Source organism: Streptococcus oralis subsp. dentisani, from assembly GCF_002096685.1.
Taxonomy (GTDB): Bacteria; Bacillota; Bacilli; order Lactobacillales; family Streptococcaceae; genus Streptococcus; species Streptococcus oralis_AD.
On record NZ_NCVA01000040.1, the window covers coordinates 288531 to 305851 of the forward strand.

Consider the following 17321-nt stretch of genomic DNA (forward strand, 5'->3'; position numbering starts at 1 on the left):
GGAACGATTGTCCCAGCCTTTCTTTGCAAACAGAATAGAAAGAAGCTTATGAAAACACCATTTATCAGCCGTGAAGATTTAGAAACGATTGTTGCAGAGTTCCCAACTCCCTTTCACTTGTATGATGAGAAGGGGATCCGCGAGAAAGCAAGAGCAGTCAACAAGGCTTTTTCGTGGAATGAGGGATTCAAAGAATATTTTGCAGTCAAGGCCACCCCAACACCAGCCATCTTGAAAATCCTCCAAGAGGAAGGGTGCGGTGTGGACTGCTCTAGTTATGTAGAGCTCTTGATGAGCCACAAACTGGATTTCCCCGGTTCTGAAATCATGTTCTCTTCTAACAATACCCCAGACCAAGAGTATGCCTATGCGCGTGAATTAGGCGCAACAATTAACTTGGATGCCTTTGAAGACATTGAACATTTAGAGCGTGCAGCAGGCATTCCAGAAATCATCTCTTGTCGTTACAATCCTGGAGGCATTTTTGAGCTAGGAACAGATATCATGGACAATCCGGGAGAAGCCAAGTTTGGTATGACCAAGGCTCAGCTTTTTGAAGCCTTTGCTATTTTGAAGGAAAAAGGAGCCAAGACATTTGGGATTCACTCTTTCCTAGCATCCAATACCGTCACCCATCGCTACTACCCAGAGTTGGCCCGCCAACTCTTTGAATTGGCTGTTGAAATTAAGGAAAAGTTGGGTATTTCGCTAGACTTTATCAATCTTTCCGGCGGAATCGGAGTCAACTATCGTCCAGAACAGGAACCAAATGACATTGCTGTGATTGGTGAAGGGGTGCGAAAGGTTTATGAAGAAGTCCTTACGCCGGCAGGTCTTGATCAGATCAAGATTTTCACTGAATTGGGCCGTTTTATGCTGGCACCTCACGGAGTTCTCGTTACCAAAGTAACTCATAAAAAGAAAACCTACCGTACCTATCTAGGTGTGGATGCCTCGGCCGTCAACCTCATGCGCCCAGCCATGTATGGAGCTTACCACCATATCACCAATCTGACCCATCCAGACGGACCAGTTGAGGTTGTAGATGTGGTTGGTTCACTCTGTGAAAACAATGATAAATTTGCAGTGAACCGCGAACTACCTCATACAGAAATCGGTGATTTGCTAGTGATTCATGATACAGGTGCACATGGATTCTCCATGGGTTACCAGTACAATGCCAAACTACGCTCGGCAGAAATCCTCTATACCGAAGAAGGAAAAGCCCGCCAAATCCGCCGTGCAGAGCGCCCTGAGGACTATTTTGCAACCTTGTATGGTTTTGACTTTGAATCGGATCATTAAAAGAAATTGAAAATGAAAGTGAAAAACAGATTGCTTTCTAAAAAATAGACAAAAAAACCTTGTTTTTCACCTTACTCGTGATATAATAAAACTATAAAACGGTTTCAAGGAAGGTGACGATATGTCTGAAGAAACAATTGACTATGGACAAGTGACAGGAATGGTGCATTCGACAGAGAGTTTTGGGGCGGTAGATGGCCCTGGGATTCGTTTTATTGTCTTTTTGCAGGGCTGTCACATGCGTTGCCAGTACTGTCATAACCCCGATACATGGGCTATGGAGACCAATAAATCACGCGAACGGACAGTAGACGATGTCTTGACAGAAGCCCTTCGCTACCGTGGTTTCTGGGGAGACAAGGGAGGAATCACTGTTAGTGGTGGAGAAGCCCTCTTACAGATTGATTTCCTAATTGCCCTCTTTACCAAGGCCAAGGAAAAAGGAATCCACTGTACCTTGGATACCTGTGCCCTTCCGTTCCGTAATAAACCACGCTATCTCGAAAAGTTTAATAAACTCATGGCGGTGACAGACTTAGTTCTCCTGGATATCAAGGAAATCAACGAAGAACAGCATAAGATTGTCACAAGCCAAACCAACAAAAATATCTTGGCCTGTGCCCAGTACCTATCAGATATCGGGAAGCCTGTTTGGATTCGCCATGTGCTGGTTCCGGGATTGACAGACAGAGATGAGGATTTGATCGAACTCGGTAAATTCGTTAAAACCCTCAAAAACGTTGACAAGTTTGAAATCCTACCTTATCATACGATGGGAGAATTCAAGTGGCGTGAACTTGGGATTCCTTATTCGCTCGAAGGAGTCAAACCTCCCACAGCAGACCGTGTGAAGAATGCCAAGGAATTGATGGATACAGAAAGCTACCAAGACTACATGAAACGTGTTCATGGATAAAAAAGAAGCCTGATGGAGACATCGGGCTTTTGTGATGCAAAAAGACTTAGCCTTTCAGCTAAGCCTTTTGAGTCTTATCTAGATCGTTGTTTACCAGAGTTGCGGTTTTTCTTTTTCTTATTGGTTGTGATCGCTTGAGCCTGCTTAGGAGTCACATCTTTTCTTACTCCTGCAGTAGAACTTGCTTTTGGAGGGTTCTTTTCGTATTCTTCACGTACTTTTTGACGAAGTTTTGGACGAACGACATAGTTGACGATAAACTGTTGGAGAATCATCATGAAACCACCGACAACCCAGTAAAGTGTTACACTGGCTGGTGAGAAGAGGGAGAAGATAACAATCATGAGTGGGCTCATGTAGATCATTTTCTTAAGTTGTTCTCTTTGCATCTCATCTTCTACTCCATGAAGCGAGAGGAGAGATTGGATGTAGTAAAGAATACCTGCAAAGGCTACGAGGAGCATGCTTGGTGAGCCTAGTTCGATACCGAGAAAGCTAGATCCTGCGACCCCTTCAGTATGTTGGGCTGCAAAGTAGATAGCAGAGAAGAAAGGCATTTGGAGCAAGATAGGGAAACATCCGACGCCTCCTAGCATGCTGATACCATGTTCTTTTTGGGCGGCAAAGAGAGCTTGTTGAGCCTCAAGTTTTTCTTCTTGAGTTGTTGCTTCTTTTAGACGTGTTTGATGTGGTTCAAGCACGTGTTTGAGGGCGTTCATCTTTTCAGAGTGAAGCGTCGCCTTCCACGATTGGTAGATACCGAGCGGCAAGATAATTAAACGCACGATAATGGTGACGATGATAATCCCCATCCCAAAACCAAGTCCCATATCATTAGCAAAGTATTTGATGGCCTCTGCCATAGGCGCTCCGATGGTGTTCCAGATAAATCCAGTCGGTTCTCCAGTCGTTTTATCAACAGAAACGCAACCTGTCAAGACGAGTAGCATAGCCACTCCCATAGCAGAGAGGGCAAAACGTTTAATAGATTTCAATGTTTTCATTCCTTCTTTAAAAATTATACCTTTCTATTCTACTGTTTTTTTGTAAAATATACAATAGTTCTGGAGACCTAATTTGCGACTTTGAAGTCCGAATAGGATGAAAAGTTGCTCATTTGCACATCTAGATAGGTAACTTTTGAAAAAGGCGTTGGACCTTTACGGATTTCTTGGATAAATTTTGCCATAGTGGCAGAGGAGTCTGCCTGAGCAAGAATTTCCACTGTGCCATCGTCATTATTCCAGACACGACCAGTGATGCCACCGATTTCAAGCGCTAGAGTATAAACGCCCCAGCGAAAACCAACACCCTGCACCCTACCTTGGGCAATCATTCTAACCTTTTGCATACCAAACCCCTTTGATTGTGTTATAATATTTCTATGACTATTATAACCTCAAAAGCCAATTCTGTGGTAAAAAATGCCAAGAAATTGCATCAAAAAAAATATCGAAAGTCTGCTTATTTGATTGAGGGTTGGCACTTATTCGAAGAAGCTGTTCAAGCTGGAGTGACGATTGAGAAGATTTTTGCCCTAGAAAGTTACCGAGATCAGCTAGCGGCTTTTCCTCAAACTGTCTGGGTTTCAGAGGAGATTTTGCGGGATTTGGCAGATTCTCAAACACCACAGGGAATCGTAGCAATCGTCCAAAAAGAAGAAGTAGGACTGCCTGATCTTCGTCAGGGTAAGTTTCTATTTTTAGAAGATGTTCAAGATCCTGGTAATGTTGGCACCATGATTCGGACTGCGGATGCGGCAGGTTTTACAGGGGTCATTGTTTCAGACAAGTCAGCAGATATATACAGCCTCAAGACCCTGCGTTCCATGCAAGGAAGTCATTTTCATTTGCCCATCTATCGTATGCCTGTTGCCACCTTTGTAGAAGGGGCTAAAAAGAGTGACTTGCCCATTCTGGCAACGACCTTATCGAGAGAGTCAAAGGATTATCGTGAGCTTTCTCCCCTAGAAGACTTTGTTTTAGTCATGGGAAATGAAGGACAGGGGATTAGTTCTGTCATGGCTGAGAGTGCTGATCAGCTGGTTCATATAAGCATGAAAGGTCGAGCAGAAAGTCTCAACGTGGCAGTTGCAGCAGGCATTTTGATGTTTTATTTCAGCTAATTTATAAAATCTTTGTTATAATCAAGACATATTTATAGAAAAAGGAGAATCAGAATGAATCAAACAATTATTCAAGAACGTTCAGGTCTCAATCAATTTTACGCTAAGGTTTATGCCTTTGTGGGACTTGGGATTGGTCTGTCAGCTCTCGTGTCAGCTTTGATGTTGACGGTCTTTCAGACTCAATTGGTCTACTTTTTAATGCATGGTCGTCTCTGGTTGATGATTGCAACTTTTGCAGAACTTGGTCTGGTCTTTGTTGCGAGTAGCATGGCTGCTAAAAACAGTCCAGCAGCTCTCCCAGTATTTTTAATTTATTCTGTTTTAAATGGCTTCACACTTAGCTTTGTCGTAGCCTTCTATACACCTGGGACCGTCTTATCAGCCTTTGTATCCAGCGCCCTTCTCTTCTTTGTCATGGCAGCAATCGGAATTTTCACTAAGAAAGATTTGAGTGGAATGGGACGTGCTCTGATGGCTGCGCTTGTTGGCCTCATCATTGCCATGATTGTGAATATTTTCTTAGCTAGTGGTTTCTTTGACTACATGATTAGTATTGCCATGGTCTTGGTCTTCTCAGGTTTGATTGCTTGGGACAACCAAAAGATTCGCTATGTTTATGAGCAGTCACGAGGGCAAGTAGCGACAGGTTGGGTCATTTCAATGGCGCTCAGCATCTACCTAGACTTTATCAACCTCTTCCTTAGCATCTTACGAATCTTTGGTCGAAACGATTAATGAATGACAGAGTCAGTGTTCTAAAGAGCGCTGACTTTTTCTTATTTACTCTTTCCTTTTCTTGAAAATAGGTGTATAATGCTTTTAATTAATTTTTTAGGAGTAGTTATGAAGAAAAGCTTTATTCATCAGCAAGAAGAAATTTCTTTTGTTAAAAACACCTTTACCCAGTATTTGAAAGATAAGTTAGAAGTAGTCGAGGTTCAAGGTCCTATCTTGAGCAAGGTTGGGGATGGGATGCAGGATAACCTGTCAGGTGTCGAAAATCCTGTATCTGTAAAGGTCTTGCAGATTCCAGATGAAACCTATGAAGTCGTTCACTCACTTGCCAAATGGAAACGCCACACCTTGGCTCGTTTTGGTTTCGGTGAAGGTGAGGGTCTGTTTGTTCACATGAAGGCTCTTCGTCCAGACGAAGATTCGCTGGATGCAACCCACTCTGTTTATGTAGACCAGTGGGACTGGGAAAAAGTGATTCCAAATGGACAACGCAATATCGCTTATCTCAAAGAAACAGTTGAGAAGATTTATAAGGCCATTCGTCTGACAGAGCTAGCAGTAGAAGCTCGCTACGATATCGAATCCATCTTGCCAAAACAAATCACTTTCATTCATACGGAAGAGTTGGTGGAACGTTACCCAGATTTGACACCAAAAGAGCGTGAAAATGAAATCTGTAAAGAGTTTGGTGCAGTCTTCTTGGTTGGTATTGGTGGCGAGTTGCCTGACGGGAAACCTCATGACGGCCGTGCCCCTGACTATGATGACTGGACAACAGAGTCTGAGAATGGCTATAAGGGACTAAATGGGGATATTCTAGTTTGGAATGAACCTCTTGGTTGTGCCTTTGAACTTTCCTCAATGGGGATTCGGGTAGATGAAGACACGCTTCGTCGCCAAGTTGCCCTTACAGGAGACGAAGATCGTCTTGAGTTGGAATGGCATAAGGCTCTGCTTAACGGACTCTTCCCACTGACTATCGGTGGGGGCATCGGACAGTCTCGGATGGCCATGTTCCTTCTTCGTAAGAAACATATCGGAGAAGTTCAGACCAGTGTGTGGCCTCAAGAAGTCCGCGATACGTACGAAAATATTTTGTAGAGAATCGAACCGCAAGGTTCGGTTTTCTTTCTCTTTTTGTCTATAATTTGGTATAATAAACGGTATGAAAATCGTATCAGGAATCTACGGAGGGCGTCCTCTCAAGACGTTAGAAGGCAAGACGACGAGGCCGACATCAGATAAGGTTCGTGGAGCTATCTTTAATATGATTGGCCCCTATTTTGATGGTGGACGTGTCTTGGATCTTTATGCTGGCAGTGGCGGTTTATCTATTGAGGCAGTATCGCGTGGCATGTCCCATGCTGTTTTAGTGGAACGGGATCGAAAGGCACAAGCTATCATCGCTGAAAATATCCAAATGACCAAGGAAGTTTTCAAATTTCAGCTCTTAAAGATGGAGGCTGAACGAGCCTTGGAACAAGTGAATGGTCCCTTTGACCTGGTCTTTTTAGACCCTCCATACGCAAAAGAACAAATTGTTGCAGATATCGAAAAAATGGCAGAAAGAAATCTTTTCTCCGAAGAGATCATGGTTGTCTGTGAAACCGATAAGTCTGTAGAACTCCCAGAAGAAATCGCCTGCTTAGGCATCTGGAAGGAAAAAATATATGGGATTAGTAAGGTGACAGTCTATGTCAGATAAAATTGGATTATTTACCGGTTCATTTGATCCGATGACAAATGGACATCTGGATATCATTGAACGGGCCAGCAAACTCTTTGATAAGCTCTATGTCGGGGTGTTCTACAACCCCCACAAACAAGGCTTTCTCCCTGTTGAAAATCGCAAACGGGCAGTCGAAAAAGCCGTAGCACATTTAGAAAATGTAGAAGTTCTTGCGTCTCATGATGAATTGGTAGTCGAAGTTGCAAGAAGACTGGGAGCCAAAACTCTTGTCCGTGGCTTGCGAAATCCTACAGACTTGCAATACGAGGCTAGTTTTGATTACTACAATCATCAACTGGCTCCAGATATCGAGACTGTCTACCTACATAGTCGCCCAGAGCATCTCTATATCAGCTCGTCAGCCATGAGAGAACTCCTGAAGTTTGGACAGGAGATTCAACAGTATGTCCCAAACAGTGTTGTGGAGGAATTAGCACATGAAGAAAAAAACTAGATGGCCCTTATATGCCATCCTAGCACTAGTATTGACGTTTTTGGCCTTTGTAGTACCTTTGCCATACTACATAGAAGTTCCAGGTGGAGCGGAAGATATTCGTCAAGTTTTAAAAGTCAATGAAACAGAGGATACGGAAGCAGGAGCTTACCAGTTTGTGACAGTCGGTATTCGACATGCGACACTATCGCATCTTGTCTATGCTTGGTTAACCCCGTTTACGGATATTCGAAGCGCTCAGGAGACAACGGGTGGTTCTACGGATGCGGAGTTTATGCGGATCAATCAGTTCTACATGCAAACTTCCCAAAATATGGCTAAATATCAAGGTTTGAAGACAGCTGGTAAGGATATCGAACTCAAGTACTTGGGAGTTTATGTCTTGACCGTGACAGATAATTCAACTTTTAAGGGTATTCTGAACATTGCGGATACTGTGACGGCTGTTAATGATAAGACTTTTGATAGTTCCAAGGACTTGGTTGATTATGTCAACTCTCAAAAACTAGGAGATCCAGTCAAGGTAACCTACGAAGAAGACGGAAGAGTCAAGACTGCTGAAGGTAAAATTATCACTCTCGAAAACGGGAAAAACGGAATTGGGATTGGTTTGATTGATCGTACGGAAGTGACCAGTGACGTTCCGATTCGCTTTTCAACAGCTGGTATCGGGGGTCCAAGTGCAGGTCTCATGTTTAGCCTAGCTATTTACACCCAGATAGCAGATCCAGGACTTCGTAATGGCCGCATCGTTGCGGGAACGGGAACCATTGATCGCGATGGAAATGTTGGCGACATCGGTGGAATTGACAAAAAAGTGGTTGCAGCCTCTCGTCAGGGAGCCAATGTCTTTTTTGCTCCTGACAATCCAGTCACCGAAGAAGCAAAAAAAGCAGATCCCAATGCGAAAAGTAACTATGAAACAGCCCTAGAAGCTGCTAAAACGATCAAAACAGAGATGAAAATCGTTCCCGTTAAGACCTTGCAGGATGCGATTGATTATCTTAAAAACAATCCCTAATCCGTAGAAAAATCGAAAACTAGCGCGCAAGCGGATAAGATGGTATAATAGTCAAATGGTTCAATTATTATTCACTCTAAGTAGTCATATACTCTTTATTTATTTGAGTTTTTACCTTTTGAAGGATCTTGTGAGATGGGAAAAGGTTTTAAAAGTGACCGCTACTAACACAAAAAAAGTTCGTTTGTTGGTAGGCTTCTTTAGTATTGTGATGGGCTATATCTTGAGTTCATTCTTTATCAGTTTGTACCAACTGTGGCAAGAAGCGCTTATAGGACTGTTATAAAATCAAAAGTAAAGGAAAAACTATGGAAAAAATTGTGGTTCAAGGCGGAGATAATCGTCTGGTCGGGAGTGTGACGATTGAGGGAGCAAAGAATGCCGTCTTACCTTTGTTGGCAGCGACTATTCTAGCAAGCAAGGGTAAGACAGTCTTGCAGAATGTTCCAATCTTGTCAGATGTTTTCACCATGAATCAAGTGGTTCGAGGTCTGAATGCCAAGGTGGACTTTGATGAGGAAGCACATGTTGTCGAAGTCGATGCGACTGGAGATATCACGGAGGAGGCTCCGTACAAGTATGTTAGCAAGATGCGGGCATCCATCGTTGTCTTGGGACCAATCCTTGCTCGTGTAGGCCACGCCAAGGTATCCATGCCAGGTGGTTGCACTATTGGGAGTCGTCCGATCGACCTCCACCTCAAAGGTTTGGAAGCTATGGGGGCAAAGATTACCCAGACAGCTGGTTACATCGAAGCCAAGGCAGAACGCCTGCATGGAGCTCATATCTACATGGACTTTCCTAGTGTCGGCGCAACACAAAATCTGATGATGGCAGCAACTCTAGCTGATGGTGTGACAGTGATAGAAAATGCTGCGCGTGAGCCAGAAATTGTTGACCTCGCTATTCTCCTTAATGAAATGGGAGCTAAGGTCAAGGGAGCGGGTACCGAAACAATCACAGTGACTGGTGTCGAGGAACTCCATGGTACGACTCACAATGTCGTACAGGACCGTATCGAAGCCGGAACCTTTATGGTAGCTGCAGCTATGACAGGTGGAGATATCCTCGTTCGTGATGCAGTCTGGGAACATAATCGCCCCTTAATCTCAAAACTACTCGAAATGGGTGTTGAAGTGACAGAGGAATCAGAGGGCATCCGTGTCCGTTCTCAACTGGAAAATCTTAAAGCTGTTCATGTAAAAACCTTGCCACACCCAGGATTTCCAACAGATATGCAGGCTCAATTTACAGCCTTGATGACTGTCGCAAAAGGGGAATCCACCATGGTGGAAACGGTGTTTGAGAATCGTTTCCAACATCTGGAGGAAATGCGTCGAATGGGCTTGCATTCGGAGATTATCCGTGATACAGCCCGTATCGTAGGAGGACAAGCTTTACAGGGAGCAGAAGTTTTATCAACAGACCTTCGTGCCAGTGCGGCCTTGATTCTGACAGGTTTGGTAGCGCAAGGGGAGACAGTTGTCGGTAAATTAGTCCACCTTGACAGAGGCTACTACCGCTTCCATGAGAAGTTAGCTCAGCTAGGAGCAAAGATTCAGCGGATTGAGGTTAAGGATGAAGAATAAAAACATACGTTATGTAGTCCGTCGCTTACTGTTGATTTTTATCGTACTCTTGCTGGGATTCCTTGCTTTAGGAATCGGCTTGATGATTGGCTACGGGATTCTAGGAAAGGGACAGGATCCATGGGCGATTTTGTCTCCAGCGAAATGGCAAGAATTGATTAGTAAATTTACAGGAAATTAGGCTGGGAGACCAGTCTTTTTTCTAGAGATATAAGGAGAGATATGGACAAGAAAACAAGACAGGCTCTGATAGGGATACTCATATTCTTACTATTATCTGCTGGTAGCTATTACATCAAGCAGATGCAGTCAGCGCCAAACACCCCTAAAACTAAGGTTAGTCAGAAAAGACAGGCTTCAGAAGCTCCTAGTCAGGAGTTGGCAGAGAGTGTCTTAATCGAGTCAATCAAGAATCAAATAAAAGGTGGTCTAGAATGGAATGGGGCAGGTGCCTTTGTCGTCAACGGCAATAAAACCAATCTAGATGCCAAAGTTTCTAGCAAACCCTACGCGGATAATAAAACAAAACCAGTCGGGAAAGAGACAGTCCCAACGGTTGCCAATGCTCTCTTATCCAAAGCGACTCGACAGTATAAAAATCGTGAAGAAACAGGCAATGGCTCAACCTCTTGGACTCCGCCGGGATGGCATCAGGTTAAAAATCTAAAGGGAACCTATACGCACGCAGTAGATAGGGGGCACTTGTTGGGTTATGCCTTGATAGGTGGATTGGATGGCTTTGATGCTTCTACTAGCAATCCCAAAAACATTGCAGTTCAGACAGCTTGGGCCAATCAGGCTCAGGCTGAAGATTCGACAGGGCAGAACTACTATGAGAGTTTGGTTAGGAAAACCTTAGACCAGAATAAGAGAGTCCGTTACCGGGTAACTCTCCATTATGCTACAAATGAGGATTTGGTTCCATCTGCTTCACAAATTGAAGCCAAGTCTTCGGATGGCGAATTGGAATTCAACGTCCTGATTCCAAATGTTCAAAAGGGTATCCAACTTGATTACCGAACAGGTCAGGTCACGGTGACAAACTAGAAAAAAGGAATAAAAACTGCTCCCTTGTCCATCATTGATAAGGGAGCGATTGTATAAATTAGAAAATAATGTGATTCCTAGGCCGATTTATGATATAATGGAACACAAGATACTATTTTAGGAGAAAGACCATGGAAGACCCGAGCAGTCAGGATTTGTTACTGCAATTTGTACTTTTAGTTGTATTGACCTTTTTAAATGCCTTTTTCTCAGCTGCAGAAATGGCTATGGTGTCACTAAATCGTGCCCGAGTAGAGCAAAAAGCAGAAGAAGGCGATAAACGCTATATCCGTTTGCTAAAGGTACTTGAAAACCCTAATCACTTTTTATCAACAATTCAAGTCGGTATCACCTTGATCACGATCTTGTCAGGGGCAAAATTGGCAGATACACTTGGACAAGTAATTGCCTCTTGGATGGGGAGTGGAGAAACAGCTTATGCCATTGCAAGTTTCCTCTCTTTGGCATTCTTGACCTACATCTCTATTGTTTTTGGTGAACTCTATCCTAAACGGATTGCCCTCAATCTCAAAGATGCCTTAGCCATTCGCTCTGTTCCGATAATTATTGGTCTTGGGAAGATTGTCAGTCCCTTTGTCTGGTTGCTCTCTGCTTCAACCAATCTCTTGAGTCGTTTAACACCAATGACCTTTGATGATGCAGATGAAAAAATGACTCGAGATGAAATTGAGTACATGTTGACCAAGAGTGAGGAAACCTTGGATGCAGACGAAATCGAGATGTTACAAGGGATTTTCTCACTAGATGAACTGATGGCGAGAGAAGTCATGGTTCCTCGGACAGATGCCTTTATGGTGGATATTCAGGATGATAGCCAAACCATTATCCAAAGTATTTTAAAACAAAACTTTTCCCGTATCCCAGTTTATGATGGGGATAAGGACAATGTGATTGGGATTATTCACACCAAGAGTCTTCTTAAGGCAGCCTTTGAGGACGGTTTTGACAATATTGTCTGGAAGAGGATCTTACAAGATCCACTCTTTGTCCCTGAAACCATTTTTGTGGATGACTTGCTAAAAGAACTGCGAAATACCCAAAGACAGATGGCCATTTTGCTAGATGAATACGGTGGTATGGCTGGTCTGGTGACCCTGGAAGACCTCTTAGAGGAAATCGTTGGGGAAATCGATGACGAAACAGATAAAGCGGCAATAGATGTTTATCAAATCGGCGAGGATACTTACATCGTTCAAGGAACGATGACTCTCAATGACTTCAATGCCTATTTTAATGTTGAATTGGAAAGCGATGACGTTGATACCATCGCAGGCTACTATCTAACTGGGGTAGGAACCATTCCTACAACTGAAAAAATCAGTTTTGAGTTGATTAGCCAAAACAAACAAATCAAACTCACCAACGACAAGGTGAAAAACGGACGTGTTACCAAGGTAAAAGTTCAAATCACTGAAATAGAAAATGAAGAAGAAACAGAATAAAGGAGCTTGAGACACCGTCAGGTGCCCAAGCTCCCGTTTATAAGAAAAAAGACTCACGTGGAGTCTTTTGGTTTACTATAAGGCGGTAGACGGATTTGAACCGACGATCAAGCTTTTGCAGAGCCGTGCCTTACCACTTGGCTATACCGCCTCAACGTTTATTATTATACCTTGAAAATGATTCTACGTCAATAGTTTCTTAAACGAAAATCCAATTTAGGAAACTTTCCCTTTTTATGACAGGCTTTAAAACCGAGAGAGAAAGTCAGGAAATCAGTCTTTACGGGCTGTGAATTTGCCATTCTAATCACCTAGATAGTAAACAAAGAGTATAGAAATTTGACAAATAGAAGTTTTTTGAGGGAATGCGCCAAAATATTCTGAAAATTCGTTTACTTTTTAAAAGATATATGTTATAATTTCCAATAAGCCTAAATTTTTCAAGAGGAGTTACAAACATGAAAAAAAGTAGAGTATTTGTTGCAGCAGGAGTTGCTTTATTAGCGGCAGGAGTACTAGCTGCTTGCGGTTCTTCAAAATCATCTGATTCAACAGCGCCAAAAAATTATGGCTATGTTTATTCAGCTGACCCAGAAACGTTGGATTACCTCATTTCAGGGAAACAAAGTACTAAGGTTGCCACTTCAAATGGTATCGATGGTCTTTTCACAAACGACAAGTATGGAAATCTAGTCCCTGCAGTTGCAGAAGACTGGTCAGTTTCAAAAGATGGTTTGACTTATACCTACAAGATTCGTAAAGGTGTTAAATGGATGACATCAGATGGCGAAGAGTATGCTGAAGTAAAAGCCAAAGACTTTGTAAATGGCTTGAAACACGCGGCTGATAACAAGTCTGAAGCACTTTATCTAGCAGAAGATTCAGTTAAAGGTCTAGCTGACTATAAAGCTGGAAACAATAAAGATTTTTCTTCAGTAGGTGTGAAGGCAGTTGATGATTATACTCTTGAGTATACCTTGAACCAGCCAGAACCATACTGGAACTCTAAGATGGCTTACTCAATCTTCTGGCCATTGAACGAAGAATTTGAAAAATCAAAAGGATCTGACTTTGCTAAAGCGACTGACCCTACATCATTGCTTTACAATGGACCATTTTTGCTGAAAGGTTTGACTGCTAAGTCTTCTATCGAGTTCGCTAAGAATGAGCAATACTGGGACAAAGACAATGTTCATCTCGATAAAGTAACCCTTGCTTTCTATGATGGTTCAGACCAAGAGTCCATTGAGCGTAACTTTACAAGTGGAGCCTATAGCTATGCCCGTCTCTTCCCAACAAGTTCAAACTACTCTAAAGTAGAAGAAACCTACAAGGAAAATATCTTCTACACTCCATCAGGACCTGGTATTGGTGGTTTGGGTGTGAATATTGACCGCCAAGGTTACAAATACACTTCTAAGACAACTGATGAAGAGAAGACTTCTACTAAGAAAGCCCTTCTTAACAAGGACTTCCGTCAAGCCTTGAACTTTGCCTTTGACCGTACGTCTTACTCAGCTCAAGTAAATGGTAAAGAAGGTGCTCCTCGTGCCGTTCGTAACCTCTTTGTAAAACCTGACTTTGTCTCTGCTGGCGAAAAAACTTTCGGTGACTTGGTGACTGATAAGATGGCTGCTTACGGTGATGAGTGGAAGAATGTAAACTTTGCGGATGGTCAAGATGGACTCTTCAACGCCGATAAAGCCAAAGCTGAATTTGCCAAAGCCAAAACAGCATTGGAAGCAGAAGGTGTAAAATTCCCTATCCATTTGGATGTTCCAGTAGACCAAACAGCTAAAAACTATATCGCACGTATTCAATCCTTCAAACAATCCGTTGAAACAGTGCTTGGAGAAGGCAATGTAGTCATCGATATCCAACAAGTTTCTAAAGATGAGTTTAATAATATTACCTACTATGCGGCGAATGCAGCGGCAGAAGATTGGGATCTCTCAGGTGCCGTTGGATGGAACCCAGACTATGAAGATCCGTCAACTTACCTTGATATCTTGAAAACAACGAATGCTGAACAAACAAAAACATACATGGGTTACGAAGGTGCAGATAATGCTGCAGCAGCTCAAGTTGGTTTGAAAGAATACGATAAGCTAGTTGATGAAGCTGCTAAAGAAACAAGCGACTTGAATGTTCGTTATGAAAAATATGCAGCAGCTCAAGCTTGGTTGACAGATAGCTCACTCATCTTGCCAGCTATGTCATCAAGTGGTGCTGCACCATTCATTTCTCGTGTTGTACCATTCACAGCATCATACAGCCAGTCTGGAGATAAGGGCTCAGATGTATACTTCAAGTATATTCAGTTACAAGACAAGGTTGTAACAAAAGTTGACTATGAACAGGCTCGTGAAAAATGGCTCAAAGAGAAAAAAGAATCAAACGAAAAAGTTCAAAAAGAATTGGCTAATCACGTTAAATAAATAACTCTCAAGAGAACTTTCTCTCCATGAGGAGAAGGTTCTTTTGGGATTTTAAAAGGAAACGATATGAAGAAATATATTTTTATGCGTGTATTGCGTTCATTGTTGTCCATTTTCTTGGTGACAACCTTGACCTACACGATTATCTATACGATGGTTCCTCGGAAATTGATTTTCAAGCAGGATACCAACTATAACAAGATTGCAACGACGCCAGATAAACGGGACAATTATGAAAATACCGTTTATGAGCGGATGGGCTATATCGAGTACTACGATACCAAGGAGTTGCAAGAAAAAGCGAGCACGATGGACTCATCTGTAACCGTTGATGCCAATGAGACTAACAAGGCAATCTACGAAAAATACATCAACCAACTAGGAAATGGTTGGACACTAGGTGTATTCTCAGAAAGTGGTCAATTCTATGCTACGCGTGAAATTCCGATTTTTGAACGTGTTTTCAAATTCTATGCCAACTTGATTGATGTCGATCATACAAACAAGATTCAGGACCCTGAAAATCCAAACTTGGAACGTTATCTTCGTTTTGAAAATGACCCTGCTATCGGTTGGTCATTGGTTGGTTCAGGTACAAAACATAAATACCTTTTGTATTTCAACAACCAATTCCCATTTGTCCACCAAAATTTTGTGAACATTAACTTGGGAGACTCTTACCCAACTTATGCAAACACACCAGTGCTTCAAGTTATCACACAAGGTCAAGGACAAACTAAGACAGGAGAAGTTCAATTCCCTACAGGTAAAAAGACTTCATCTGTAGATATCTACTCTCGTACCTACAAATCACCAAGCCAAGCAGACGCACGTGAGGTGGCAAACTTTGGTAAGGACGATCCTTACACGGCTACAGAAAGCAATTACCAATATCCATCTATGATTGCAAGTTCAGCTGTTGCTGGTTTGATTGGTTTGATTATTTCGTATGCTATCGCTATTCCACTTGGATCTGCTATGGCTCGCCACAAGAATACTTGGATTGATAGCTTCTCAACAGGTGCTCTAACCTTCTTGCTTGCCCTTCCAACGATTGCCTTGGTTTACATCGTGCGTTTGATTGGATCATCCATTGGTCTTCCAGATTCATTCCCTATCTTGGGAGCTGGGGACTGGCGTTCTTATGTCTTGCCGGCGGTCATTCTAGGTTTGTTGGGAGCGCCAAGTACGGCTATTTGGATTCGTCGTTACATGATCGACTTGCAATCTCAGGACTTTGTTCGTTTTGCTCGTGCCAAAGGTTTGTCTGAGAAAGAAATTTCAAATAAACACATCTTTAAAAATGCCATGGTTCCTTTGGTGTCAGGTATTCCTGGTGCCGTAATCGGGGTTATTGGTGGTGCAACATTGACAGAAACCGTCTTCGCTTTCCCAGGTATGGGTAAAATGTTGATCGACTCTGTTAAGGCATCAAACAACTCAATGGTAGTTGGTCTCGTATTCATCTTCACATGTATTTCTATCTTCTCACTCTTTGTAGGAGATATCTGGATGACCATGCTTGATCCACGTATTAAATTGACAGAGAAAGGAGGCAAATAATGTCAACAATCGGAAAAGAAAAATTTCAGTTCGTAAAACGTGACGATTTTGCCTCTGAAACAATTGATGCCCCTGCCTATTCATACTGGGGTTCTGTATTTAGACAATTTCTAAAGAAAAAATCAACAGTCGTTATGCTGGGAATCTTGGTAGCCATTATTTTGATGAGCTTTATTTACCCTATGTTTTCAGATTTTGACTTCAACGATGTAAGTAAGGTCAATGACTTTTCTGCTCGTTTTATCAAACCCAATGCTGAACATTGGTTTGGTACAGATAGCAATGGTAAATCCTTGTTTGACGGGGTTTGGTTTGGTGCGCGTAACTCTATCCTCATCTCTGTCATTGCCACTTTTATCAACCTTGTAATTGGGGTAATTGTTGGTGGAATTTGGGGAATTTCAAAATCTGTTGACCGTGTCATGATGGAAGTTTATAATATTATTTCAAATATTCCATCTCTCTTGATTGTCATTGTCTTGACTTATTCAATCGGTGCTGGTTTCTGGAATTTGATTTTTGCCATGAGTGTGACAACTTGGATTGGGATTGCTTATATGATTCGTATCCAAATCATGCGTTACCGTGACTTGGAATACAACCTTGCTTCTCAAACACTTGGAACACCAACTTTTAAAATCATCGTTAAAAATATCATGCCACAATTGGTATCCGTTATTGTTTCTACGATGACCTTGATGTTGCCAAGCTTCATCTCTTATGAAGCCTTCCTTTCCTTCTTTGGATTGGGATTGCCTGTAACAGTGCCAAGTCTGGGACGTTTGATCTCAGATTACTCACAAAACGTTACGACCAACGCCTACTTGTTCTGGATTCCGTTGACAACCTTGATCTTGGTATCCCTATCTCTTTTCGTTGTTGGTCAAAACCTAGCGGACGCTAGTGATCCACGTACACATAGATAGGAGTAGA

Annotated in this window: 18 protein-coding genes and 1 tRNA gene; 16 read left to right on the forward strand and 3 right to left on the reverse strand. The window is 42.4% G+C overall.

What is annotated here, in order from left to right; translation table 11 throughout:
- Positions 1-48 precede the first annotated feature (48 nt).
- A complete protein-coding gene (locus tag B7705_RS05955; protein ID WP_084948426.1) occupies positions 49-1305 on the forward strand; it encodes a diaminopimelate decarboxylase in 1257 nt (418 codons plus the stop codon).
- A gap of 121 nt (positions 1306-1426) precedes the next feature.
- Positions 1427-2221, forward strand: coding sequence for a pyruvate formate-lyase-activating protein (pflA, locus tag B7705_RS05960; RefSeq protein ID WP_001288281.1), 795 nt, complete (start codon positions 1427-1429; stop codon positions 2219-2221).
- A gap of 74 nt (positions 2222-2295) precedes the next feature.
- On the opposite strand, the gene yidC is transcribed toward pflA, so the two are convergent.
- Together yidC and B7705_RS05970 are read right to left on the reverse strand one after the other, a co-directional pair.
- Positions 2296-3216 carry a membrane protein insertase YidC gene (yidC, locus tag B7705_RS05965; RefSeq protein WP_084948581.1) on the reverse strand — a complete coding sequence of 307 codons (921 nt, stop codon included), beginning with the start codon at positions 3214-3216 and terminating at the stop codon, positions 2296-2298.
- A gap of 77 nt (positions 3217-3293) precedes the next feature.
- The gene (locus B7705_RS05970) at positions 3294-3572 is read right to left on the reverse strand and encodes an acylphosphatase (protein ID WP_001174620.1); all 279 of its coding nucleotides are present in this window, start codon (positions 3570-3572) and stop codon (positions 3294-3296) included.
- Positions 3573-3605: 33 nt separating this feature from the next.
- On the opposite strand from B7705_RS05970, the gene B7705_RS05975 reads away from it, so the two are divergent.
- The 11 genes from B7705_RS05975 (at position 3606) to B7705_RS06025 (ending at position 12387) form a co-directional block, all read left to right on the forward strand.
- The gene (locus tag B7705_RS05975) at positions 3606-4346 is read left to right on the forward strand and encodes a TrmH family RNA methyltransferase (protein WP_004246533.1); all 741 of its coding nucleotides are present in this window, start codon (positions 3606-3608) and stop codon (positions 4344-4346) included.
- A gap of 54 nt (positions 4347-4400) precedes the next feature.
- Complete coding sequence (locus B7705_RS05980) at positions 4401-5084, forward strand: Bax inhibitor-1/YccA family protein (RefSeq protein WP_001076875.1); 684 nt, start codon at positions 4401-4403, stop codon at positions 5082-5084.
- A 108-nt stretch (positions 5085-5192) separates the two neighbouring features.
- Entirely contained in the window at positions 5193-6185 is a 993-nt protein-coding gene (gene asnA, locus B7705_RS05985; RefSeq protein ID WP_084948428.1) for an aspartate--ammonia ligase, read from the forward strand.
- A gap of 64 nt (positions 6186-6249) precedes the next feature.
- On the forward strand, positions 6250-6789 hold the full coding sequence (rsmD, locus tag B7705_RS05990) for a 16S rRNA (guanine(966)-N(2))-methyltransferase RsmD (protein ID WP_084948429.1): 540 nt from the start codon (positions 6250-6252) through the stop codon (positions 6787-6789).
- Positions 6779-7267, forward strand: a complete 489-nt coding sequence (coaD, locus tag B7705_RS05995) for a pantetheine-phosphate adenylyltransferase (RefSeq protein WP_084948431.1) — start codon at positions 6779-6781, stop codon at positions 7265-7267. The genes rsmD and coaD overlap by 11 nt, the downstream gene beginning before the upstream one ends.
- Positions 7251-8288, forward strand: a complete 1038-nt coding sequence (locus B7705_RS06000; protein WP_084948433.1) for a SepM family pheromone-processing serine protease — start codon at positions 7251-7253, stop codon at positions 8286-8288. The genes coaD and B7705_RS06000 overlap by 17 nt, the downstream gene beginning before the upstream one ends.
- A 55-nt stretch (positions 8289-8343) precedes the next feature.
- Positions 8344-8574 (forward strand): DUF1146 family protein, encoded by a 231-nt coding sequence (locus B7705_RS06005; RefSeq protein WP_080563327.1) that lies wholly within the window; start codon positions 8344-8346, stop codon positions 8572-8574.
- A 22-nt stretch (positions 8575-8596) separates the two neighbouring features.
- On the forward strand, positions 8597-9877 hold the full coding sequence (gene murA / locus B7705_RS06010; RefSeq protein ID WP_084948434.1) for a UDP-N-acetylglucosamine 1-carboxyvinyltransferase: 1281 nt from the start codon (positions 8597-8599) through the stop codon (positions 9875-9877).
- A complete protein-coding gene (locus B7705_RS06015) occupies positions 9867-10058 on the forward strand; it encodes a DNA-directed RNA polymerase subunit beta (protein WP_084948436.1) in 192 nt (63 codons plus the stop codon). The genes murA and B7705_RS06015 overlap by 11 nt, the downstream gene beginning before the upstream one ends.
- Before the next feature lie 41 nt (positions 10059-10099).
- Positions 10100-10924 (forward strand): DNA/RNA non-specific endonuclease, encoded by an 825-nt coding sequence (locus B7705_RS06020; RefSeq protein WP_084948437.1) that lies wholly within the window; start codon positions 10100-10102, stop codon positions 10922-10924.
- 131 nt (positions 10925-11055) lie between these two features.
- Positions 11056-12387, forward strand: coding sequence for a hemolysin family protein (locus B7705_RS06025; protein WP_084948439.1), 1332 nt, complete (start codon positions 11056-11058; stop codon positions 12385-12387).
- 80 nt (positions 12388-12467) lie between these two features.
- Here B7705_RS06025 and B7705_RS06030 read toward each other — a convergent pair.
- Positions 12468-12538 (reverse strand) — tRNA-Cys (locus B7705_RS06030).
- 307 nt (positions 12539-12845) lie between these two features.
- Between B7705_RS06030 and B7705_RS06035 the strand changes: the two genes are divergently transcribed.
- From B7705_RS06035 to oppC, 3 genes are all read left to right on the forward strand, one after another.
- Positions 12846-14825, forward strand: a complete 1980-nt coding sequence (locus B7705_RS06035; protein WP_084948440.1) for a peptide ABC transporter substrate-binding protein — start codon at positions 12846-12848, stop codon at positions 14823-14825.
- 66 nt (positions 14826-14891) lie between these two features.
- Entirely contained in the window at positions 14892-16388 is a 1497-nt protein-coding gene (locus tag B7705_RS06040) for an ABC transporter permease (RefSeq protein WP_084948442.1), read from the forward strand.
- Positions 16388-17314 carry an oligopeptide ABC transporter permease OppC gene (gene oppC / locus B7705_RS06045; RefSeq protein WP_084948444.1) on the forward strand — a complete coding sequence of 309 codons (927 nt, stop codon included), beginning with the start codon at positions 16388-16390 and terminating at the stop codon, positions 17312-17314. Before B7705_RS06040 ends, oppC begins: the two co-directional genes overlap by 1 nt.
- Positions 17315-17321 lie beyond the last annotated feature (7 nt).